This is a genomic window from Paludisphaera mucosa, from assembly GCF_029589435.1.
Lineage (GTDB): Bacteria > Planctomycetota > Planctomycetia > Isosphaerales > Isosphaeraceae > Paludisphaera > Paludisphaera mucosa.
Genome location: NZ_JARRAG010000002.1, coordinates 1,218,091 through 1,241,515, shown reverse-complemented (window position 1 = coordinate 1,241,515; position 23,425 = coordinate 1,218,091). Strand labels below are relative to the sequence as shown.

Below are 23,425 nucleotides of genomic sequence, written 5' to 3'. Positions count from 1 at the left end.
GCATGCGCCCGCTTGTCGAGATCTGCGTCGGCGACCTGCGCTCGGCCATCGAGGCCGAGGCGGGGGGCGCGGACCGGGTCGAGCTGTGCGACCGCCTCGAAGTCGGCGGCACGACCCCGGGCGCGGGGACGATCGCCGAGGCCTGCCGCATCCTATCGATATCGGTGCATGTGTTGATCCGCGTCCGGGCCGGCGACTTCACGCCCGACGCGTCCGAGCTGGCCGCGATGCGCGACGACGTCGACGTCGCCCTGCGGATGGGGGCGTCGGGCGTCGTCTTCGGGATCCTCCTGCGCGACGGCACGATCGACCGCGAGGCGACCGCGCGGCTCGTCGAGCTGGCCCGGCCGATGAGCGTGACCTTCCACAAGGCGTTCGACCAGACGCCCGACCTCGACGAGGCGCTCGAAACCCTGATCGAGCTGGGCGTCGACCGCGTCCTGACCTCGGGCGGCCGGCCCTCGGCCGAGGAGGGCGTCGACGCTCTCGCCCGGCTCGTCGCGACGGCCGGCGACCGCATCGGCGTCCTCGTCGCCGGCCGGCTCTCGGTCGCGAACCTGCTCGAGATCGTCCGCCGCACGGGGGCCCACGAGGTCCACCTCGGCTCGGCCGCCGTCGACGTGATCAAAAGCCCCTGCACCTTCACGACCCGCGACGGCTCCGCCCTGGACTGGACGGGCGTGCGGGCCGAGAAGGTGCGGCGGATCCTGGAAGCCGCGTCGGATCTCGGGTCGGGTTAATCGATGATCGGCTGGCTGACGCGAAGGTACGAGAGCAGGTCGCGGACCTGGGCGTCGCTCAGGTCGTCGAGCAGGCCGTCGGGCATGATGGAGGCCTTCGAGGGGTCGAACGACTCGACGTCCTCGCGGGCGAACGTCCGCTCCTCGCCGTCGGCGCAGCGGAGGACGACGATGCGCGGATCCTGGTCGGCGCAGACGCCGGACAGGACGCGGCCGTCGGTCGTGGCGAGGGCGTAGGCGACGTAGCCCTCGCGGATCTCGGCCGAGGGGTCGACGATCGCCAGCAAGACCGAGTCGAGGTCGTCGCGGCGGAACGTGGTCAACTCGGGCCCGACCTTCCCCCCCTTGCCGAACAGGGCGTGGCAGCGCTCGCAACGCTCGTGGAAGATGGCCCGGCCCGCCTTGGGCGTGCCGCCGCCGGCGCGGACGACCCCGGAGAGCGCGGTGATCCGGTCCTTGCGGGTCGACGCCCCGGCCGGCTCGCTCGCGCCGAACGCGCGGGCGGCCATCTCCTCGACCTTCGGATCTTTCAAGGCGCGGAACCGGGCGACGGCCTCGCGGGGGATCGTCTTCGCGTCGATCCGGCCGGCGGCGACCGCCTCCAAAAAGGTCGCGGCCCACGCCCGCCGGGTGGCGAGGAGGTTCCACGCCGAGGCGAGCACGTCGTCGGGGAGCGACGGATAGGTCTTCAGCACCTCGCCCGCGATCTCGGGGTCGTCGAAAACCGCCAGCGCCGAGAGCGCCGCCGAGCGGATCGGGTTCACCGGCGAGTTCAGGGCGAGCGCCTGGACCGCCGGGCGGCAGGCGTCGATGCGGACCTCGCCCAGCACGCGGAGGTACTGCAGCTGCTTCTCGCGGTCGCCGTCGGGGCTGGACAGGAGCTTCGTCGCCTCGGCGACCGCCTCGGGCCTGGCCCGACGCAGCCCCGTCACGACGGACGACCTGCCGAACGTCTCCAGCGCGTCGGCCAGCCTGAAGGGGAGGCCCGCGGTCGAGCGTCCCACGTAGGCCGCCTCCAGCCCGGCCATCAGCCGGGCGGCGTGCGGGGGCTCCGGCGCCAGCAAAAGGAGCTTCTCGCAATAGCTCAGGTTCTTCTGCCCCCCCTCGGCGGCGAAGCGGCGCATCAAGCGCTCCTGGAGCGTCGAGACGGAGATCGGCGCGTCCCACATCGCCGGGTCCTGGAACAGCAGGAGGACGGAGCCGGGATCGTCCGCCACACGCGCTTCGATCGCCCACCAGATCAGCAGGGGGACGTACGGATCGCCGACGTCCTCGCCCCGCCTCGCGAGGTTCTTCAGGATCTGGAACCAGCCCCCGGAGTCCAACCTGCGCGCCGAGGACGCCAGCTGGCTGCGGACCTCGACACGGGGGTCGTTCCTGGCCAGATCGACAAGGGCCGCGGCGACCGGGCCGGTCACATGATAGGGAACCGATGCGGTCGACGGCTTACCGCCGGGGAACGTCGGCAGGTGATCAGACTCGCAGGCCAGCCGCACCGCCCAGGTCCGCACGAACGTGTCCTCGTGGCGTAGCGCCGTCAGGGTCGAAGCCTCGTCGAGCCCGCCGATCAGGTTGAGCGCCCAGAGCGCCTCGAGGGCCGGCTGGCCCGTCCGCGCCGCGAGGCGACGGCGCAGCTCGGGGACCACCTCCTGAGAACTCCGGGGCCGATCGCCGAGCAGGCGGAGGACGGTCTGGCGGACCCAGCGGTTGGGGTCGTCGAGGCGGTCGATCAGTTCGGGCGCGGTGAGCGTGCCCAGGTCGGGGAGCGGGCCGGTGGGCTTCGCATCGCGGGCGCGGATGCGGTAGATGCGGCCGGTGGCCTGGTCGACCAGGCCTTCGTGGTTGCGGTAGTGGTTCACCTGGGCGTCGTTCCAGTCGGCGACGTAGAGCGCGCCGTCGGGGCCGAGGGTGACGTCGACCGGGCGGAACATCGGGTCTTCCGACTCCATGGCGAAGCCGACGTCGCGGGTGCGGAAGGTCGAGCCGTCCGGGATCACCTCGCTCATGACCACGTGATGGAGCAGGGGGGCGACGCCGAACAGCACGCCGTCGTACTTCTTCGGGAACCGGCCCCCTTCGTAGATCGTGAAGTCGTGCGTGAAGCGCGGGGTCTTGTCGTGCTTCATGGCCGGGAAGTAGCCGAAGGCGTAGGGGTTGGAGAGCGGCCCGTGCTTGTCGAACCCTTTTTGCAGATAACCGCCCGGCACGTAGTGGAACCCGCGGGTGTCGCCGCCGTTGTGGCCCGAGAAGACCCGCCCCTTGGCGTCGATCTCGACCCCGAACGCGTTGCCGCCCCCCTCGGCGAAGACCTCGTAAAGACGCTTTTCGGGGTGATAGCGCCAGATGAGCTGGCCGAGCGAACGCGTGGGCTCGCCCTCCTGACCGGGCCTCATGACCCGGCCCGAGACCGTGCTCCCCTGCGCCGCGTAGAGCCAGCCGTCGGGGCCCCAGGTCAGGCTGTTGACGACCGAATGCGAGTCTTCCATGCCGAAGCCCTGCAGTCGGACCTCGGGGTCGCCGTCGGGGACGTCGTCGCCGTCGCGGTCGGGGTAGAAGAGGAGGTAGGGCGGGTTGAGGACCCAGACCCCCTCGCGGCCGACGGCGACGGACGTCGCGATGTTCAGGCCCTGCACGAACGTCTTGTGGCGGTCGTACGTCCCGTCGCCGTCGACGTCCTCGTGGATCGAGATCCGGTCCAGGCCGCGGACGTGGTTCGGCGGGGCGACCGGGACCTTGTCGTACACCACGCGCCAGACGCCGTCGCGGCTGAGCATCGTCAGCCCGGCGGGGTCGGGATACTGGGCGTACTGCACGACCCACATCCGGCCCCGTTCGTCGAAATGGATGTTCAACGGCTGACGGACGATCGGCTCCGCGAGCACCAGGTCGACCGCCAGGTCGTCGGGGACCTTGAACGGCGGCGGCGCGATCGCGGCGACGGGCGCAGGCCGGTCGAGCGCCCAGAAGACCGCGTTGCGCAAGAGGCGTCGGAAGGCGGGCGTCTCGAAGTCGCCCGGCGCGCCGAGCGACGTGTAGAAAACCCGAGACCGGCCCTTGAGGTTGACCCAGGCGACGGGCTCGGCGGGGTGGCCCTCGATCGCGCCGATCAGCAGCGGGATCGTCGTCGCCGCGAGCGGGCCGGCCTTGTAGAGCGAGCCGGGGCTGCGGAAGCCGGGCTCGACGCCGTCGAGGATCGGGTGGCCCTTGGCGTGCTCGGCGAGGGCGATCGTCGGCTCGACGCCGTTCTCGTGGTGGCCCGTGTAGTGGCCGCCCAGGACGTCGGGGTCGAACGTCGTCCATTCGGCGTGGCCGGCCGGGGCCGTCCCTCGGGTGTCGAAGGCGTGGCTGGCGGTGCGGATGCCGACGACCGGCTTTCCGGCCTCGACGAAGCGGCGGATGATCTTCATCTGAGCATCCGTCGGCGCGCGTCGGCGGGCGCTGACGAAGAGCAGGTCGGCGTCGTCGAGCGCCTCGACGCCGGGGAAGTCGTTGGGCGCCTTGGGGTCGGCGATCGCGAACGTGCAGCGCACGCCGGCCGGCTCCAGCTCGGTCTGGGCGAAGGCCGGGAGCGTCTCGGCGGTCTTGTACTCGTCGTCGCCGATCAGGAACACGGCGCGGGGGCGGTCGTCGGGCTTGAAGGCGAAGGCCGGGCGGCCGGTCAGGTCGGTCGACGTGATCGTCGCGCAGACGAACTTCTCGATGTGCTCGACGACCCGCGCCGTGCCTTCGAAGTGCGAGACGTAGGGCGGCCGCCGCGAGTTGTACATCGTGTCGGTCAGGTCGCGGATCAGGACGACGTCCTTGCCGTTCTTCGCCAGGTTGCGGAGGCCGAACGGGCGGCCGAGCACGCACATGTTCGTGTGAACGCCCGTCAGCATGACGTGCTCGACCCCGCGGCTCGCCAGCAGGTTCCAGACCTCCTCGCCCGAGTCGCTGATCGCGTCCTCGTCGCGGATCTCGATCCTCGGGTCCTGCGACTTCCAGGCGGTCCGCTCGGCGCATCGCGGCCCGTCGTCGCAGCCGCCGTCGGCCTGGTCGACGGGGTACTCGCCGCGCTCCTCCGAGGGGATCTTGTAGCACCACGCGCCGATGTCCTTCGGCAGGTCGGCGGCCTTCGGGGCCGACTTCGCCCGCAGCCGCGCGGGGTGGTCCTTGTAGGCGTCCATGCAGCCGCTGGGCGAGTGGACGATCAGCACGCCCTTCTTGCGGGCGGCGGCCACGACCTGGTTCAGCACCGGGGCCAGCTCGCCGCAGCGCCGGGTCGCCCCCTTGCACCAGTGCTCGTCCCACATGTCGCAGACGATCAGGGCCGTCTTCGAGGGCCGCCAGCTCGCCGTCTTCTGGACGACCTCGTAGGCGTCGGGCCGGCCGGCGGAGGGGACGCGCCGCTGCTCGTGCAAGGTCATCGGCGCGTCGTCGGCGACGGCCGCTCCGAGGGCCGTCGCCGCGAGCGCAAGGGCGATGAGGATGGGCCGCATGGGGGGGCTCCGGGGGTGCAGGCTCGGCGGGGACGCCCGCGCGACGGTCGGCGCGCGGGCCGGTGGGGAGGAGCGACCCCGGAGATTCTCCACCCCGGCCGTGGCCGCGTCAACGATCCGACGGGCCGGCCGCGTGCTCCCGCAGGTGCCCGCGTCGCATCTCAGGTCAGCCAGGCGTCGACCTCGGTCTCCGGCAGCCTCGTCTTGATCGCCTTCACGATCCGTTCCTGCTCCACCATCGGGGTGTAGAACAGGCACAACGCCATGAGTTTCTCGCCGTGACGCCCCTTCAACACGGGCCGCAGCAGGATCGGCTTGCCGAAGGTGTCGTTCAGCGTCTGGACCTCGCAACTGTACACGTCGGACCAGGGGACGAACCGCCGCCAGAGGGCCCGATGGGACGGATAGCCGTTCACGCCGTCGGCGTCGACCCGGGCGATGGGCTTCCCGTAATCCACGATGTTCTCGACGAAGCAGGCCAGGAAGAAGAAACCCATGCCGATCGAGAGGCATCGCATCCAGATTTGCTCCTCGAAAACCCACGCGCCGGCGTAGCAGATCAGGACCATGACCGGCGCGCCGCACAGGAGGAAGAGGAGAGTTCCCGGGGGGACGCGGGCCTCGACCGTCTCCCCCGGCGCGACGTCCTCGGTCGGGCCGAAGAGAGATCGGGCGTGAATCTCGACGGAGGTCCCGCGCCGGGTCAGGTCGCGCAGGCGGAGGATCCACTCGGCCAGGGCGCGAGCGAGGATGATGTAGAGCCCGGTCAGGCCGGCCAGCAGGCCCGGTTCGATCCGACCTCCGCACGCGCTGACCAGGACGTTGGCGGCAAGGGTCGCCACGGCGCAGGTCAGCAGGGTCAGCGCCATCGTGAGCCGAAAGTAGGCTTTCTTCGAGATCGTCCGCGGCTCGTCCATCGGTCGTCCCCGGACGCGGCGGTCAGGCCAGCAGCTTGGTGCAGACCTGGCCTTCGTTGACGGTGGGGCGTTCGGGGCGGCCCTGGTGGCGGTAGATGAGCTGGGCGTGGTCGGCGCCGAGGCAGTGGAGGATCGTGGCGTGGAGGTCGTGGACGTGGAGGCGGTCCTCGATGGCGTGCAGGCCGGCCTCGTCGGTCCTGCCGAGGGTGACGCCGGGCTTGATCCCGCCGCCGGCCATCCACATGGTGAATCCGTTCGCGTTGTGGTCGCGGCCGTCGCCCTTCTCGGACATCGGCGTGCGGCCGAACTCGCCGCCCCAGACGACGAGCGTCTGGTCGAGCAGGCCCCGGCGCTTGAGGTCCTTGATCAGGCCGGCGACCGGCTTGTCGCTGGCGCGGCAGTTCTTCGAGTGGTTCCCCTCGATGTCGGAGTGGGCGTCCCACTTCGACCCGGCGCCGCAGTAGAGCTGCACGAACCGCACCCCGCGCTCGACGAGGCGGCGGGCGAGCAGGCAGTTGCGGCCCATGCTCTCGGTGATCGGGTCGTCGACGCCGTAGAGGGCCAGGGTCTCGGCCGACTCGCGCGCCAGGTCGACGGCCTCGGGGGCCTCGGCCTGCATGCGGAAGGCCAGCTCGTAGCTGCGGATGCGGGCGTCCAGCTCGGTCTGGTCGCGGCGGGGATCCATGTGCCGGCGGTTGAGCCGGTCGAGCAGCGCGAGCTTGGCCTGCTGGCGATCGCCGGCGACGACCGCGGGGGGTTGCAGGTTGGCGATCGGGACGGCGCCGCCGTCGATCCGCGTCCCCTGGTAGAGCGCGGGCATGAACCCGGTCCCCCAGTTGCGGGGGCCGCCGGCGACGGTCGACTTGGGGTAGTCCTGGAGCACGACGTAGCCGGGGAGGTCCTGGTTCTCGGTCCCCAGGCCGTAGCTGACCCAGCTCCCCAGCGAGGGCCGGCCGCTGCGGGTGGAGCCGGTGTTCATCTGGCAGACGCCGTTGACGTGGTTCAGGCCGTCGGCCCAGCACGACCGGATGACCGCCAGGTCGTCGACGCACTCGGCCGTGTGCGGCAGCCAGTCGGAGACCCATGCGCCGCTCTCGCCGTGTTGCTTCCACTTCCGCTTCGAGGGGAGGATCGGCGAGTAGAACTCGCCCATCGGCGTGATGACCGGCTTGAAGCTCGACGGGATCGGCTTCCCCGCCAGCTCGGTGAGGAGCGGCTTGGGGTCGAACGTGTCCATCTGGCTCGGCCCCCCCTCCATGAAGAGGAAGATGACGCTCTTCGCCGTGGCCGGCCGCGCCCAGGGGGGCCTCGCCGCCGCGCCGGGGATCGCCAGGTTCTCCGCGGCCTTCACGTCGCGGGCGAGCAGGTCCAGCAGCGGCAGCGCGCCGAAGCCGCCGGCGGCCTGGAGCAGCCAGTCCCGGCGCGAGGAGGGCGTCGTGCTGTGCGGGACGATGGGCCGACCTTGCGAATCCGCGTTCATGGGGACACCCCCTCCCGGCCGTCAATCCACATAGAGGAATTCGCTGGCGTTCAGCAGGACGTGGCAATAGTCGACGAGCGCCAGGGCCTTGTTCGCCCGGTCGAGGAACGCCAGGCCGGCGGCCGTCTCGTCGTCGTCGGGCTCGCGGCCGACGGTCAGCCGAAAACCCCGGACGATCCGGGCGCGGTCGCGGGCCCGTTGGGCGTCGGGCGTCCCGGCCGTGAGCCGATCCAGCCGCACGGACAGGGCCTTGGCCCGATCGAGGGCCCAGGGGCCGTTGATCAGGAGCAGCGTCTGGTTGACGGTCGTGGTGGTGTTCCGCAGCCCCGCGCTGTTGAAGGCGTCGGGGGCGTCGAAGGCGTCGAGGACCGGGTCGCGGGTGTTGCGGACGACCTTGCAGTCGACCGACCGCCGGGGCCCCTTGGCGTCGCCGGCGGGGCCGCCGCGGACGTCCGCCAGCTCGCCCGAGGCCGACAGCATGGCGTCGCGGATCGCCTCGGCTTCCAGCCGCCGCACGGGCCGCTTCCAGAGCAGGCGGTTCCCCGGGTCGACCAGGCGGGCGGCCTCGGCCTCGCTCTCGGGGCGGAAGGCCGACTGGCGGTACGCGGCCGACGTGACCATCAGCCGGTGCAGGGGCTTGAACCGTCGGCCGTCGGCGACGAACCGCCGCGCCAGCCAGTCGAGCAGCTCGGGGTGCGACGGGGCCTCGCCGAGCTTGCCGAAGTCGTTCGAGGTCGCCACGATCCCCCGGCCGAAGTGATGCTGCCAGGCGCGGTTCACCACGACGCGGGTCGTCAGCGGGTTGTCGGGCCGGTTGAGCCACTCCGCCAGCGCCAGCCGACGCCCCGTCGAGCCGGGCGCGGCGGGGGGCGGGGCGATCGTCGCCGACGACGGGTCGAGCACCGACGGGAAGCCCGGATCGATCGGCTCGGCCGCCCTGCGGTTCCCGGGGATCCGGGTCGGCGGGGCCTCGGGGTCGACGTCCCGCACGCCGAGCGCGACGGGCAGGGGGGCGGGCTTGATCGCGTCGGACTTCTTCAGATCGTCGATCATCGCCTGCCACCGCGGCCGATCCTCGGGCCTGATCGTGCCGGCGATGGGCTTCTCGTCGCGGTCGAGGACCACCTGGCGGTACGCCAGCGCCTTGATCTGGCGGTCGTAGGGCGGGATCTCGGCGTCGGCCCGGTCGAGCAGCGCCTGGAGGTCGGGGGTGAACTTGGCCACGATGTCGTGGGCCAGCTTGTCTCGGTAGGGCTTCTCCAGATCGGCGATCCTGCCGCGGATCTCGGCCGTGGCCTGCTCCCAAACGGCGAGCTTCGCGTCGTGCTCGGCCTTCTGGGCGTCGGTCCAGAGCGGGACGGAGTCGACGGGGAGGATCGGCGTGAAGAAGGCCTGGAGGCGGTAGTAGTCGGCCTGGGCGATGGGGTCGAACTTGTGGTCGTGGCAGCGGGCGCAGCCGACGCTCAGGCCGAGGAAGGCCTCGCCGACGACGTCGGTGATCTCGTTGAGGATGTCGGCCCACTGGCCCCGGACGTTCCGCTGGTTGGCCTCGTACGGGCCCAGCCGGAGGAAGCCGGTGGCGATCCGGGCGTCGACGTCGGATGGATCCAGCTCGTCGCCGGCGACCTGTTCGGCGAGGAAGCGGTCGTAGGGCTTGTCGGCGTCGAGCGAGCGGACGACGTAGTCGCGGTAGCGCCAGGCCTCGGGGCGATAGGCGTCGGCGTTGTAGCCGTCGGACTCGGCGTAGCGGACGACGTCGAGCCAGTGCCGCCCCCAGCGCTCGCCGTAGCGCGGCGAGGCCAGCAGCCGATCGACGAGCCGCTCGTAGGCGTCGGCCCGGTCGTCGGCGAGGAAGCCGTCGACCTCTTCGGGGGTCGGCGGCAGCCCGATCAGGTCGAACGTCGCGCGGCGGACGAGGGCAAGCTTCGACGCCTCGGGCGCGGGGGTCAGTCCGCTTTCGAGCAGGCCCTTCAGCACGAACCCGTCGATCGGGTTCCGCGCCCAGCCGTCCCACGGCGTCCCGGCGAGCGCCTGGGGGTCGGGCGGGGCGACGTCCTTCAGGGGCCGGAACGACCAGAACGAGCCGTCGGCCTTCTCGACCTTCGCGGGCCGGGGCGCATCGGCCGGAGTCGTCCCGGCGGGCCAAGCGGCGCCGTCGGCGACCCATCTCGCCAGCGCGGCGACCTGGGCGGCTTCGAGCTTCCCCGTCGGGGGCATTTCGAGCCCCTCGTAGCGCACGGCCTGGACGAGCGGGCTCTCGCCCGGCTTCCCCGGCTCGACCACCGCGCCGGTCTCGCCCCCGCGCAGCAGGGCCTCGCGCGAGTCGAGCCTCAGGCCGCCCTTCTGCTTGTCGGGCCCGTGGCACGACTGGCACTTGGCGACCAGCAGGGGCCGGACCTCCTGCTCGAAGAACCGCGTCCGTTCCGCCTCGACGCGCGGGTCGGCCGCGTCGCCCTCGGCGGAAGCCGACGCACCGGCGCCCAGCGCGGCCATCGCCGCGCACGCCGCCGCTCCGAGCCATCGCGACCATGTCCGCGGGACGAGGACCATGCGGCTTCGACCTCCGGGAAGGGTCCAGGCGATCCCGGCCGGCCATGGAGAGGGGCCGGCCGCGCGGCCCGGTCAGGTCGACCGGGCGTCTCGATCTTCGAAGTCGAACATCCGTTCAAGGAGCGTCCATCGTACGTGGTCCGGCGTCTCAAGGCTACTTCGTTTCCGGCGGGAGTCCGGCTCCAGCAAAATCCTCGCGCCGGGACGAGCCAAGGCCTTCCATCCTTCAGAAACCGGCGAGTCCCGAAAATCCCTCAAGTCGACGGCGTTTCGGGGCGATATCAAGGGGGCATGGCCCAGATTTCGAACGGCCGGGCCTCGGATGGTTCGAAATCGTCGCGCTGCACCCCTTCGAGGCGAAGTCGCCTCGATCCCTCGGCCGCGACTTCTCGCTTCCGCGGCCCTTCACAATCGGGCTCCGTCGTGCGTACCAGATCTCGGGTCCACATCATCCTGTTCCTCCTGGGCGCGGCCTCCGCGCCGGGATGCCACGCTCCCAGCATCAAGGAGCGGCCGTCCCGCGCGATCAAGGCCGCCTATACGCGCGTCCTGGGCTGCATCCCGGGATCGGCCGCCGCGACGTCTTCGGAGGAATTCGCGTATTCGCAGGCGGCGGCCCAGGTCGAGGCATCGGACGTCCTCGATCCCGGGCGGCTGCTGGCGCTCGCCGACGAGGCCGACGCGATCGGCTCGCGCCTGGCCCGCCGCGACCCGGTCGCCGCGCTCCCCTGGTTCCGCGACGCCGCGGCCTATTCCGCGTTCGCCCTGGCCTCGGCCGGGCCGGCGGATCCCCCCTCGGCGCTTTACCTCCGGGCCTGCGACCTGCACGACCACGCGGTCGAGGAACTGGTCCGCGGCTCGGCCTCGGGCTCGCGCAGCTCGACGGGCTCGGGGGCCGAGGTGGTCGAAGTCGCCTGGCGGGAGCGGCTCGCCGCCTCGGGGGTCGCCGTCGCCCCGTGGTCGCCGGGGGGCCCCGAGATCCCTTGCCACGAGCTCTGGGTCGCCGCCGACTTCCGGGTCAAGAACATCGACCACGTCGGCCGCGAGGGGCTGGGCGTCCCGCTCGTGGCGCTGACCCGCTTCCCCGACCGGAAGGCGGTCCCCGACCGCTTCCTGCCCGAGCGGCTCCGGCTCCCGGCGACGGCCGTCCTGTCCCCGAACGGGCCGCTCCGCGGCGGGGCCTGGCGATCCCAGCCGGCGACGCTCGCCCTGCACGACCCGATCCAGGAGACGACCGTCGTCCCGGCCCCGGGCGCGCCGGCCGCGCCGCTGGCGGCGGACCTGACCACGCCGCTCGTCCACCAGGTCCTCAACTCGACCTTGCAGCAGCTCCGGTGGGGCGGCCTGCTCAGGCCCACCTCGTACAACACGGCGCCGGGGATCTTCATGGGCGCGCCGTATCGGCCCGGCAAGATCCCGGTCCTGTTCGTCCACGGGCTCTGGTCCAGCCCGGACGCCTGGATGAAGATGACCAACGACCTCGAGGCCGACCCGCTCATCCGCGAGCGTTATCAATTCTGGTATGCGTACTATCCGACGGGCGCCCCGCTCATGTTCTCGGCCGCGCGGGTCCGCCAGGCCCTCCACGAGCTGCGCGAGGCCGTCGACCCGGGCCGCGCCGACCCCGCCCTCGACCAGATGGTCGTCGTCGGCCACAGCCTGGGCGGCGTCCTGAGCAAGCAGCTCGTGCAGAGCAGCGGCCGGAGGCTGGAGCAGGGCCTGCTCACCCGTCCGCTGGAGCAGGTGGCCCTGTCGCCCGAAACGCGCGAGGCGCTCTCCCGCGTCATCTACTTCGAGCCCGAGCCCTCGATCCGCCGGGTCGTGTTCGTCGCCGCCCCCCACCGCGGGAGCAACACGGCCAACCAGGTCGTCGGCCGCCTCAGCTCGTCGCTCATCTCCCGGGCCGGCGCCCCCCAGGCGCTCCACGCCGAGGTCCTCGCCCTGAACGGGCCGGACGTGCTCCAGCCCGCGTACCGCCGCCGGCCCCCGACCAGCATCGACAACCTGGAGTGGGAGAGCCCGATCTTGACCGCCCTCTCCGAGCTGCGGATCGCCCCCGGGGTCCCCTACCACTCGATCGTCGCCAACCTCTTCCCCGAAGCCCCGCCCCGCTTCTGGACCGACGGCGTGGTCCCCTACGAGAGCGCCCACGTCGAGGGCGCCGAATCCGAGATCATGATCCGTGGCAGCCACCTGATCAACGACGCCCCCGAGGCCGCCGCCGAGGTCCGACGCATCCTGCGCCTCCACCTGGGAAACTGAGCCGCCCGCGCCCGCGGGGTGACGCGCTCGACATCTGACGAGCGGGCTGACCGGCCTGGACGTGCGTGCCGATCGCGGGCTGCCTCAGAGGGTGTTCGCACTCACGGCGTTCGTTCCGCCAGGGGCGGGGTCGGCGGTGCCGCCGGGGAGGTTGATAGGGCAGGGCGGGTGAGAGGCCGGGCCTGCGTCTTTTCGAGCCGGCGGCAGTCCGGGCCGGGGGCGTCGCCCTCAGGAGGTCGGGTGCTGAGCGGAGCGCATCGCCTTCAACGGCGAGTGGTTGCAGCCCCGATACCCGCCTGGGAAGATGCCGGGGCGGTTCGCGGCCATACGACACCGTCGCCGATCGCACCGCCGCCGCAGCTTGAAGGGGTATGCAACCCTGCTCGACCAGGAGGGCCCCACCTGCTACGTCGCATCTTCGAATCCAGGCCCGATGCGGGTCGAGGGGCCCCCCTACAACGAGCAACCCGAGTTCCGGGACCACGTCCAATACGAAGAGTGCCACGCCCAGGGCAGGATCGTGCTGGGCGGCCCGTTCATGGAGGGCCAAGCCGGCATGGCAGCCGGCGGCGTGGCGGACTTCAAGGGATTCGACCTTGAGTCCCGACCTGTGATGCATCAGGCATAAGTGGTGCAGTAGTGCTGGAGGATCTAATGCCGACGGATGTAGCCCGCCACGGGACGGAAGCGAGACCAGGCGGGCCGCCCCTGCATTGGCCACTGGCGACCCCTCGGCCTCGACCGGTGCCGGCGACGGCCCTCCTCGGCCTCGCCGTGCTACTTGCGTGCGGGAACGCCTGTCTGATCTTCTTCGCCTTTCGCGATCCCCAGCGCTGGTTTCACCCCGCCTGGCGATTGGCCCAGGCGACCGGCGGCCTCCTCAACCTCACCCTGTCGGCGAACGTCCTCAACCTCGTCGTCTTCGTGGGCGGCGTGCTGATCTTCGGGTTCGGACAGCGGCCGGTCGCGCTGGGCCTCGATCCGAAGCGCCTGCCGGCCGGGGTCGCGGGGACGCTTGCGATCTTCCTGATCGCCACGACGGTCCAGGCCGCCGCCGCGTGGAAGCAAGGCATGCCGCTCGCCGGGAGCTCCGCGTGGTCCTCGGGGACCTGGCCTGCGGCGGCCGGCCTTTGGATCGCCCAGTTCCTCGGGAACGCGTTCTTCGAGGAGGTCATGTACCGAGGATTCTTCTTCCCCCAGATTCATCTCCTGGCCGCCCGCAAGCTCCCCGGCCGCCCGGCGGCATGCCTCGCGGTCGCCCTCGTGCTGTCGCAAGGCGTCTTCACCGCGATCCACATTCCGGTCAACGTGGCGCACGGCGTCCCCGCGATCTACATGCTCGTCCAGTTCGCTGTGGGTTTGGTGTTGGCCGGGATCTATCTGGCATCGGGAAACCTGTTCCTGGCGATGGGCGTCCACACCCTCGTCAACGAGCCGCCGCCGCCATTCGCGTCGCCCCTCCCCGAGGGCGTAGTGCCCGGGCTGCTGACGCTGGGGCTGCTCGCCATCCTCATCGTGCGGCGAGTCTGGGCCGCGAGGAGGGCGGCGTAATTCCGCTGACGCGGTTCGGCGCCAAGGGGCCGTCATGAAGAAGCCGACCCGCCCCCTGCGCACCGGCCGCGTGGAACGCCGTTAGGACGTCGTCCGCCCACCTCCATCCGATCAGGCTGATCCGACGACCGACGCGTGCCGGCGAGAGCCCGTCGCCTGATCGAGGGATCCGCCCATGCCCGTCCGCCCGTCCCCGCTCGGCGTCCGTCTCCTCCCGCCGGCCTCGGCCGCCCTCCTCGTCACGCCCTCGGCGGAAGCCCAGCGGGCGGCCGCCCCCAGGAGGCCCCGGGGCGGCAAGCGGTTGATCACCCAGTACGGCGCGGTCCTCCGCGTCGACGGCAAGCCCTTCGACGACGGGGAGGGCGCGGCAAGAACCTCGCCCGCGGCAAACGCCAGGCCGCTCACCGGATCTAAGAAACTATCTCAGAACCGTTATGAGGCCTTAATCCGGTGAAGTCGCCGGTACCATAACAGGCTTCAGGCCAGTTGGATCAGCCCCAGGTAGTTCTCGTCGTGTTTGTCGTAGCGGACCAGCAACGCCCGGCACTTCGACAGCCACGCTAGCGTCCTCTCCACCACCCAGCGCCGGGCCTTGCGGCGACCGGGACGCCGACCCGGACGGGGACCCGGGCGGGCTGGACGGATGTGACCGATGTACTTGTGCCGCTCGACGACCTCACGACTCGGCTCGTTGTCGTAGCCGGCGTCCAGGCACACGTGCTGCTCGACTTCGCCCGGGTCGGGTCGCTCGACGACTACCGCCTCGAGCGTCTCGGCGAGTAGCTTGAAATCCGGCACGTTTGCCCCGGCGATCACGGCCGCTAGCGGGCCGCCGTCGGCCTCGACCAGCAGGCTCTGCTTCGTCCCCGGCTTGGCCCGGTCGGTCGGGTTCGGGCCCGTCTCTTCCCCCCCGAACCGGGCCTTGCCCAGCCGCCCGTCCGCTGCTTGCCATTTCCAGCTCACAGCGCCCAATTCGTCGCACGCCTCGACGAGCACGGCCCAGATGCGCTCAAAGACGCCATTGCGGCACCATCGTTGGAACCAGCGGTGGATCGAACTGTCATCGCCAAACCGCTCGGGGAGCTTATTCCACCGGCATCCGGTGCGGAGGCGGAAGATAATCCCGTCAATGGCGGCTCGCCAATTGATTCGCGGGCGTCCGCCATGAACTTTCGGCGTGGGCGGAGCATCTTCCGAGAGGATCGCTTCGATGCGGCGCCAGAGTTCGTCGTCGATTTCCCAGATTGTGTCGAGGGGCTTATCCTGAGGACGGTTCCGTCCCATTCGAGCGCTTCTCCTGGTGCAGAAATCGGAGCAGAGGTGGTTTTATGCACTCATCTACGCTCCTTCCCAGGAGAAGGTTAGGAGGCCATTTAGGCCCCGAATGAATTTGCTCCAAAGAGGCGTACGCCGTCCACCACCTCGCAGTCGCTCGGGATCTCCCTACGACGGTGGAAGGCCCGGAAGATCGATAAAACCTCCGCGGGTGTGAACACATCGGACGGGGCGACCTCGACCACATCGGCCGGACCGGCACCGTGTCGCAGCGGATCGGCGACTCGGCCCCCGCCGAGCCGATGGCGGAGGACGAAGTGGCGGACGTTGCCCCCTTCGATGAGCCGCCCTTCGATGAGCCGCCGGTCAGGCTCGCCGACGCACCAGAGGCAGCTTTCGTCGCCGGTGTCGGAGAGGCAGCAATAGAACGTGCGCCGCCCGTCGAACATGCCGACCACCCGCTCGATCTCGGTGTCATCGGCCGTAGGCAGCGTGTAGATCTCCTCATCGCAGTCGTGTTCGAGAAGCCATCGGTCCACGAGAGGGCCTCCGCCGCCTAACGAGGAAACTCTGCGGACCCGGGCCGCGCAGAACCAGCCCTGATGCTAACATGATGCGCATGCGATGGGGCAGCCCAATGCATTGCGAGGTTCTGAGATAGTTTCTAAGACGTCAAGCAAGCGAACGGGCCCTGGCACTGGGTCGTCGCCGAAGGGTCGACCGCCCGCAGTACGGCAAGACGCTTGTGGCGCTTTCGCAGGGTCGGGCCGAGGTCCTCGACGACGCCCGCGCGACGATCCGGGCCGACGGCTGGAAGAGCGCGATCTCGACCTACGCGGCGCCCCTCGGCCGCCTTGTCGGCGTCGGATCGGCCAGGCCGACGCGGCTCGGGCGATGCTCGACGCGGCCGACCGCAAGGCCGAACGGTCGCTCGGGCCCCGTCCCGTCGTCCGCTGCGACCGGGGCGAGATCGACGAGAAGGCCCTCCTCGCCCTGGCGGCCGACGCCGACCAGGAGACGGAGTTTCGCTGCCGCCTCGGCTTCGATCGGCACCTGAAAGGCCGCATCGACGAGGCCCGCGCGAACTTTCGATGGATCCACGACCGGGGCTCGCCGAGATACCCGCAGTCCGTCCTCGCCGTCGCCGAGCCGGAAAAGCAGGACGAGCCGAAGCCGGCCGCCCCCAGAGACGATGCGGCATGACGAACGTGAAGCCGCCCGCCCTCCGATGCCGAACCCAGTAAGATCGGTAATTTTTCGAAGGCGGCCGGGCGGCGCTTTGCGATATCTTCATCTCGCCACGGTGAGGATGACGCGAGAGGAGCCGGATCATGCCCGCGCGAAGGCCGCTTGCAGCTTGGTCGTCGGTCGCGGTCTGCGCCGCGATCCTCACCGCGTGCCCGATCGCCGGGGCGGAGGAGGCGCGGGACGCCCGCGTGGGCCAGGTCGTGGTCCTGGAGGACGGGGCCGAGCTGCAGGCCGACGGGGCGGCGGGCGCGATGCCGTCCCAGGACGAGCGACGGCGGGCCCTGATCGCTCACACGATCGATCGCGTCGACGGCGGGCGGCTCCGCCTCGTCGCCGAGGGCGGCGGCCCCGAGGGGTGGGCGAAGGCGGGCGACGTCGTCCCCCTGGCCGAGGCCGTCGCCGTCTACACCGAACGGATCCGCCTGAAGCCCGAAGACGGCCGGCTCTTCACGCGCCGCGGCGGCGTCCGGCTCCTGCGCAAGGAGTACGACGAGGCCGTCGCCGACTTCTCCGAGGCCCTCCGCCTCGACCCGGAATCCGCGGCGGCCTGGTACGGCCGCGGCCTCTCCTGGGCTGCGAAGGACGAGCGTGACAAGGCCCTCGCCGACTATGACGAGGCGATCCGCCTCGGCCCCGATCTCGCCGGGGCGCGCGTCCGACGAGCCGTGATCCGCGGCTTTCAGGGCGATCAAGATGGTGCGATCGCGGATTGCGATGAGGCGATCCGCCTCGGCGCGACCGACGCGTCCATTTACGCCCTCCGCGGCTTCGCCCGCCGGCAGAAGGGCGAGGCGGAGGCGGCGGTCGCCGACTACGACGAGGCCGTCCGCCTCGGGACCAGGGACGCTGCCGTCTTCGGCAATCGGGCCCGCATCCGCGCCGAGAGGTCGGACCTGGACGGCGCGCTCGCCGACTACGATCGGGCCGTCGAGTTGGAACCCGACCTCCCGGGCGTCTATGCCGAACGCGCCGGCATCCGCATCCGCAAGGGCCGGCCGGGCGAAGCCCTCGCCGACTACGATGAGGCGATCCGCCGCGCGCCGCACGATCCCGACTCCTTCTTTCATCGAGCCGCGACCCATTCGGCGATGAAAGACCGCGATAAGGCGATCGCCGACTATGGCGAGGCCTTGCGGCTCCGGCCCGGCGACCCCGCCGCCCTCGTCGGACGAGCCTACGCTCGGCAGGACGAGGGCGACCTCGACGGCGCGATCGCCGATTGCGATGCGGCGATCGCGGCCGACCCTACGGGCCCCGACGCCTACGCGTTTCGCGGCTACGTCCGCTTTACGAGGGAGTTGTACGACGCCGCGCTCGCCGACTTGAACGAGGCGATCCGGCTCGGGTCCGAGTCGGCGGCGGTCTACGCCAATCGGGCGAAGCTCCGGGTCGAGCGATCGGACCCGGACGGGGCCCTCAGCGACTACGACGCCGCCATCCGGCTCGATCCCGCGATCGTCGACGCCCACGCCGAACGCGGCGCCCTCCGGCTCGGCAAGGGTATGTACGCCGAGGCGCTCGGCGACTATGACGAGGTCTTGCGCCGCAATCCTGAAGACGCGAAGGCCCTCGTCGCCCGCGGCTGGATCCGCTTCAAGCTCCGGGACGACGATGGAGCCCTCGCCGACCTCGACCAGGCCCTGCGACTCGATGCGGACGACCCACAGGCCTACCTGTACCGCGGCCATGTCCGGTCCAGGAAGGAGGAGTACGACAAGGCGATCGCCGACTTCGACGTCGCGATCCGTCTCGAACCGAATTTCGCTGAGGCCTATCGCGAGCGGGGAAAGGCGATGGGCAACAAGGGCCAGGACGCCGGCGCGATCGTCGACTTCGACGCGGCGATCCGCCTCGACCCCGAGGACGCCTATGCCTACCAATGCCGCGGGATCTCCCGGTCCTTGCTGAAGGACCACGACGGGGCCGCCGCCGACTTCGACGCGGCGGTGCGCCGGGGCACCGGCCCCGAGGTGCGATTCGCGAAGGTCCTGGCGCGGTTCGCCGCCGGTCGCCCCGAGGCCGTCGCCGACGCCCGCGAGACGATCGAGGCGACGGGCTGGAGGGGCCGCGATCCCATCGACGCCGCGATCGTCGGCAGCCTCGCCGCGACGAGGGCCAAGGACCACGCCGCGGCCAGGGCCCTGCTGGACGAGGCCGCCGAGGAGGCCGAGGAGGGGGGCTGGCCGTACCCGGTGATCGAATACCTCCGCGGCGACCTGACTTCGGAGGCCCTCCTGGACGCCGCGCCCGACGATCGCGACCGGTCCGAGGCGCAATGCTGGGTGGCCCTGGACCGGCTCCTGGCCGGCCGCGTCGACGAGGCCGCGGCCATGCTCCGCAAGATCAAGGAACGCGGCCCCCGCACCGCCACCGAGCGGGCCGCCCTCGCCGAACTGGAACGGCGCGAAGCGACGAAGCCGGCCGCCCCCTGAACGTTCGAATCCGCCCAATCTGGCGCATAATCCCGGTAGTGGGAGCATGCGGTCGAAGACGACGGAACGGGTGGGCGAGGGCGGCGAGGAGAGTCGGGGAAGCCGAAAAAATCGTCGCGAAATCGACCAACCAAGCCAATCTCTCGGGCGGGCTGGAACTCCGTAAAACCTCGGTTTTCACGGCGTTTTACGAGTGTCGGGAATGGGCTCCGGCGCAGGACCAACGGACCCAAAGGAACCCGATCGGCGGCGGCCGAGGATGAGGTACGAGGCGAGGTCGGAATAGTCGTCGGTCCAGGGGGACGAGCCGGGCCGGGCGCGAGGGGCGGACCAGTCGGGGGGCAGGGGGGGGAGGGCTTCGGACTCGGCCATGAGCGCCCAGATAGAGGGGCGTTTGCCGGCCTCGACGGCGGCGGCGGGGACCTCGCGGTCGTGGCGGACGCGGCAGGCGAGGCCGGCGTCGAGCGCCTGGCGGGCCATTAAGAGGTCCAGGTCGAGGAAGTTGGTGGACAGGTTGAACGCCAGGACGCCGCCGGGGGCCAGCTTGCGGCGGTAGAGGGCGACGGCCTCGCGGGAGAGGAGATGGACGGGGACGGCGTCGGAGCTGAAGGCGTCCAGGACGATCAGCGCGAAGCCGGCGTCGGGGGCGTCGGCCAGGCGGAGGCGGGCGTCCCCCTCGACGACCGCGACGGAGGCCCCGCGGCGGCGGGCGTCGGCCAGGTAGGTGAAGCAGGCGGGGTCCTCGGCGACCCGGGCCACCGCGTCGTCGATCTCGTAGAACGTCCAGGCCTGGCCCGGCCGGGCGTAGCAGGCCAGCGTCCCCGTCCCCAGGCCGACGACCGCCACCCGCGTCCCGGGCCGGTCCAGGGTCGACCCCGCCGCGGCGAACATCTCGCCGATCGGGCCCGAGCGGGTGAAGTAGGTCGAGGGCTCCTCACGCAGCCCCGGGGCCAGGCTCTGCTGGCCGTGCAGGGTGCTGCCGTGCATCAGCCGGCGGACGTCCGCCTTGGCGTCGTACAGGACCCGGAGCCGGCCGAAGAAGTTCCGGCCGCGGCGGATCACCTCGCCCCCCGGGTCGGGCGCCAGGCCGCCCGCCAGGAAGACGGCCCCCAGCGTCAGGGCGAACCGCAAGGGCCGCGAGCCCGACTCCCACACCGCCAGCACGCCCAGGCCCGCCGCCAGCATGGCGACCAGCACGCCGGCCGTCGCGTCGCGGAGGTCGGGCCAGCTCGTCAGCACCCAGGTCGCCAGGAAGATCAGGATCGGGATCGGCAGCTCCCCGCGCAGGCGACGGCCTGAGGGCCAGGCGAGCGCCATGCAGGACGCGAAGACGACGAGGGGGTACTCGACCATGCGGTCGAACAGCCACGGGGCGAGGATCGCGCAGAAGAGGCTCCCGAGCGCCCCGCCGAGGCCGATCGCCAGGTAGAACGTCGTCAGCCGGCCGGGCTCGGGGCGGATCGCCGCCAGCCGGCTGTGGCCGAGCAGGGCCGCGACGAAGAACGTCGCGAGGTGGAGCGGCATCCAGGGCGGGTGCACGAAGCCGGCGGCGAGCACCAGCGTCAGCGCCGTCGCCAGCCAGGGGAACGTCGGCGCGAGCCGCCTCGCCCACCGCTCCCCCACGCCGGCGAAGGCCAGGATGTACGTGACCAGGTACATGCCCAGCGGGATCGTCCAGAGCAGGGGCATCGGCGCCAGCTCGGAAGTCAGGTGCGTCGTCAGCGCCAGCAGCCAGACGACGGGCCCCGAGGCCAGGGCCGTCCAGGTCAGGAACTCGCGCCAGGAGGTGCGGCCGACGGTCCCGCCGGGCTCCTCGACGGCCACCCCGACCGGACGCCGGTCGGCCGCGACGGCGCAGAGGAGCGTGGCCGTGGTCGCGGCCCCGAACCCGGCCGACCAGGCCCGCGTCTGCCATCCCAGGGTGGACAGGGGCTCGATCAGCAGCGGATAGGCCGCCAGCGCCGCCAGGTTGCCCGCGCAGCTCGCGGCGTACAGGACGAACGGGTCGCGGCCGCCGGGCGAGGCGTACCAGCGCTGGAGCAGGGGGGAGGTCGCGGCGATCAGGACGAACGGCGGCCCGACGGTCGTCGCCAGCAGGCCGAACACCCAGAGCCCCGGCCCCCAGGCCCCGGCCGTGGGGGGCGAGCGGTCGAGCGGGATCAGGATCGGCAGGAACCCCAGCGCCGCGATCGAGAGCAGGCCGTGCAGGACCGCCTGGCCCCGGACGCCCAGCAGGGCCGAGGTCGCGTGGACGTAGGCGTAGCCGACCAGCAGGGCCGCCTGGAAGAACAGCATGCACGCGTTCCAGACCCCCGGCGTCCCGCCGAAGGCCGGCAGCAGCATCTTGCCGATCATCGGCTGGACCGCGAAGAGCAGCCCCGAGGCCCCCAGGGTGGCGGCGCCGAACAGCCCGTTCCGAACCTTCGTGTCCATCTCCCCTCGCCGTCCGCCGTCAGGGTCTTACAATAGGAGTGTCGCCCGGAGACCCCCATCAGGATAAGCGGCCCGAGGCGCCGCGATAAGGATCAGGATGCCCTCGAACTCCTCCCACCACCACTGGCCCGGCAGCCGTCGGGGATTCCGGTCGTTCATCCGATCCCAGCGCGAGGCCCTGAGGCGCAAGCCCGAGGAGGCCCCGCTCGACGACCGGAACCGCAACCACCCGGCCCTGCGGCACCGCTCGCTCCCCGAGCTGTACCGCGAGCTGTACCGGCTGCTGTACGGCCGCCGCGCGACGATCGCGCTGGCGTTGGCCACCCTGTCGCTCGCCACGGTGCTGAGGCTGGTCCCCCCGGCCGCCACCAAGGCCGCGATCGACTACGTCCTGCTGGGCCGGCCGATCCCCGACTCCGTCGCGAGGTGGTCGCCGGTCGCGATCCCCGAATCGCCCACCCATCGGCTGCAGCTTCTGGTCGGGGTGGTCGCCTGCGTGACGGTGCTGGCGACCCTGGTCGGCCTCTGGAGCCGCTGGATCGCGACGCGGACGACCAAGCGGGTCCAGATCGACGTCCGCCGCAAGGTCTACGACCACGCCATGCGGCTGCCGCTGCACCGGGTCTACGCGCTGAAGTCGGGCGGCGCGTCGAGCCTGCTCCGCGAGGACGCCGGCGGCGTCGGCGAGTTGCTCTTCAGCATGATCTACAACCCCTGGCGGGCCGTCGTCCAGTTCGCCGGCGGCCTGCTCGTGCTGGCCTGGGTCGACTGGCGGCTGCTGGCCGGCGCGGTCGTGCTGCTGCCCTTGCTCTACGTCTCGGACCGCTTCTGGAACCGCCGCATCCGGCCGATCTACCGCGAGGTCCGCAAGAAGCGCCAGCAGATCGACGCCGAGGCGACCGAGGTCTTCGGCGGCATGCGGGTCGTCCGCGCCTTCGGCCGCCAGAAGAGCGAGTCGACGCGGTTCATGATCGAGAACCACCTGATGGCCCGCCTGGAGTTGTTCGTCTGGTGGGTCTCGCGGGTCGTCGAGCTGATCTGGGAACTGCTGGTGCCGCTGGCCTCGGTGGCGCTGCTGTACTACGGCGGCTCGCAGGTCCTGTCGGGCCGGCTCTCGCTGGGCGACATGATGATGTTCCTGGTCTACCTGACGATGCTGCTGGAGCCGATGGCCGTCCTGGCGACGAGCGTGACCCAGTTCCAGAACAACCTCTCGGGCTTCGACCGCGTGCTCGACCTGCTGGCCGAGCCCCGCGAGATGGCCGACCGGCCCGGCGTGCGACGGGTCGAGAAGGGCCGGGTCGAGGGCCGCATCACCCTGGAGGACGTCTCGTTCGCCTACCCCGGATCCGACCGCATGGTCATCCGCGACGTGGACCTGGAGATCGAGCCGGGCGAGACGATCGCGCTGGTGGGCCGCAGCGGGTCGGGCAAGACGACGCTCTGCAACCTGGTCGCGCGGTTCTACGACCCGACGCTCGGCGCGGTCCGGCTCGACGGCGTCCCCCTGCCGGAGTACGACGTCGAGAGCTACCGCCGGCTCCTGGGCGTGGTCGAGCAGGACGTCTTCCTGTTCGACGGCACCATCGCCGAGAACATCAGCTATGGCGACCGCTCCGCCACCCGCGCCAAGATCCTCGAGGCCGCCGAGGCCGCCAACGCCGCCGAGTTCATCGAGCGCCTGCCCGAGGGCTACGAGACCGTCATCGGCGAGCGCGGGGTGCGCCTGAGCGGCGGCCAGCGCCAGCGGCTGGCGATCGCGCGGGCGATCCTGGCCGACCCCCGCATCTTCATCCTCGACGAGGCCACCAGCAACCTCGACAGCGAGAGCGAGCGGCTGATCCAGCAGAGCCTGGGCCGGCTCCTGAAGGGCCGGACCTCGTTCGTGATCGCCCACCGCCTGAGCACCATCAAGAACGCCGACCGCATCCTCGTCCTCGAAGACGGCGTCGTCGTCGAGGCCGGCGCCCACGAGGACCTGATGGCCGCCGCCGGCCCCTACCGCGACATGGTCGAGCTGCAAAGCCTCGGCGGCGAGTGACCCTCCTTCGCCCCCCGG

Annotated in this window: 14 protein-coding genes; 7 read left to right on the top strand and 7 right to left on the bottom strand. The window is 71.4% G+C overall.

Annotated elements, in window-relative coordinates:
- The first annotated feature begins 2 nt into the window (after positions 1 to 2).
- Positions 3 to 740, top strand: coding sequence for a copper homeostasis protein CutC (locus PZE19_RS14500; protein ID WP_277861344.1), 738 nt, complete (start codon positions 3 to 5; stop codon positions 738 to 740).
- Here PZE19_RS14500 and PZE19_RS14495 read toward each other — a convergent pair.
- From PZE19_RS14495 to PZE19_RS14480, 4 genes are all read right to left on the bottom strand, one after another.
- The gene (locus tag PZE19_RS14495) at positions 737 to 5,218 is read right to left on the bottom strand and encodes a PVC-type heme-binding CxxCH protein (RefSeq protein WP_277861343.1); all 4,482 of its coding nucleotides are present in this window, start codon (positions 5,216 to 5,218) and stop codon (positions 737 to 739) included. The two genes, PZE19_RS14500 and PZE19_RS14495, sit on opposite strands and share 4 nt — an antisense overlap.
- A 161-nt stretch (positions 5,219 to 5,379) precedes the next feature.
- A complete protein-coding gene (locus PZE19_RS14490) occupies positions 5,380 to 6,135 on the bottom strand; it encodes a hypothetical protein (RefSeq protein ID WP_277861342.1) in 756 nt (251 codons plus the stop codon).
- Between the two features lie 22 nt (positions 6,136 to 6,157).
- On the bottom strand, positions 6,158 to 7,615 hold the full coding sequence (locus PZE19_RS14485) for a DUF1501 domain-containing protein (RefSeq protein WP_277861341.1): 1,458 nt from the start codon (positions 7,613 to 7,615) through the stop codon (positions 6,158 to 6,160).
- Between the two features lie 21 nt (positions 7,616 to 7,636).
- Positions 7,637 to 10,165, bottom strand: coding sequence for a PSD1 and planctomycete cytochrome C domain-containing protein (locus tag PZE19_RS14480; protein ID WP_277861340.1), 2,529 nt, complete (start codon positions 10,163 to 10,165; stop codon positions 7,637 to 7,639).
- A gap of 423 nt (positions 10,166 to 10,588) precedes the next feature.
- Here PZE19_RS14480 and PZE19_RS14475 point away from each other — a divergent pair, with 423 nt between their 5' ends.
- The 3 genes from PZE19_RS14475 (at position 10,589) to PZE19_RS14465 (ending at position 14,432) form a co-directional block, all read left to right on the top strand.
- Positions 10,589 to 12,427: an alpha/beta fold hydrolase gene (locus PZE19_RS14475; RefSeq protein WP_277861339.1), complete on the top strand. Its 1,839-nt coding sequence runs from the start codon at positions 10,589 to 10,591 to the stop codon at positions 12,425 to 12,427.
- 774 nt (positions 12,428 to 13,201) lie between these two features.
- On the top strand, positions 13,202 to 13,978 hold the full coding sequence (locus tag PZE19_RS32985) for a CPBP family intramembrane glutamic endopeptidase (RefSeq protein ID WP_277861338.1): 777 nt from the start codon (positions 13,202 to 13,204) through the stop codon (positions 13,976 to 13,978).
- A 175-nt stretch (positions 13,979 to 14,153) separates the two neighbouring features.
- A complete protein-coding gene (locus PZE19_RS14465) occupies positions 14,154 to 14,432 on the top strand; it encodes a hypothetical protein (protein WP_277861337.1) in 279 nt (92 codons plus the stop codon).
- 23 nt (positions 14,433 to 14,455) lie between these two features.
- Here the strand turns inward: PZE19_RS14465 and PZE19_RS14460 are convergent, their stop codons facing one another.
- Together PZE19_RS14460 and PZE19_RS14455 are read right to left on the bottom strand one after the other, a co-directional pair.
- Positions 14,456 to 15,214, bottom strand: a complete 759-nt coding sequence (locus PZE19_RS14460) for an IS5 family transposase (protein ID WP_277864353.1) — start codon at positions 15,212 to 15,214, stop codon at positions 14,456 to 14,458.
- Between the two features lie 137 nt (positions 15,215 to 15,351).
- Positions 15,352 to 15,792 carry a hypothetical protein gene (locus tag PZE19_RS14455; protein WP_277861336.1) on the bottom strand — a complete coding sequence of 147 codons (441 nt, stop codon included), beginning with the start codon at positions 15,790 to 15,792 and terminating at the stop codon, positions 15,352 to 15,354.
- Between the two features lie 355 nt (positions 15,793 to 16,147).
- Here PZE19_RS14455 and PZE19_RS14450 point away from each other — a divergent pair, with 355 nt between their 5' ends.
- Together PZE19_RS14450 and PZE19_RS14445 are read left to right on the top strand one after the other, a co-directional pair.
- On the top strand, positions 16,148 to 16,456 hold the full coding sequence (locus tag PZE19_RS14450) for a hypothetical protein (protein WP_277861335.1): 309 nt from the start codon (positions 16,148 to 16,150) through the stop codon (positions 16,454 to 16,456).
- A gap of 128 nt (positions 16,457 to 16,584) precedes the next feature.
- Positions 16,585 to 18,933, top strand: a complete 2,349-nt coding sequence (locus tag PZE19_RS14445; RefSeq protein ID WP_277861334.1) for a tetratricopeptide repeat protein — start codon at positions 16,585 to 16,587, stop codon at positions 18,931 to 18,933.
- Positions 18,934 to 19,110: 177 nt separating this feature from the next.
- Here the strand turns inward: PZE19_RS14445 and PZE19_RS14440 are convergent, their stop codons facing one another.
- On the bottom strand, positions 19,111 to 21,366 hold the full coding sequence (locus PZE19_RS14440; RefSeq protein ID WP_277861333.1) for a fused MFS/spermidine synthase: 2,256 nt from the start codon (positions 21,364 to 21,366) through the stop codon (positions 19,111 to 19,113).
- A 97-nt stretch (positions 21,367 to 21,463) separates the two neighbouring features.
- On the opposite strand from PZE19_RS14440, the gene PZE19_RS14435 reads away from it, so the two are divergent.
- On the top strand, positions 21,464 to 23,407 hold the full coding sequence (locus tag PZE19_RS14435; RefSeq protein WP_277861332.1) for an ABC transporter ATP-binding protein: 1,944 nt from the start codon (positions 21,464 to 21,466) through the stop codon (positions 23,405 to 23,407).
- Positions 23,408 to 23,425 lie beyond the last annotated feature (18 nt).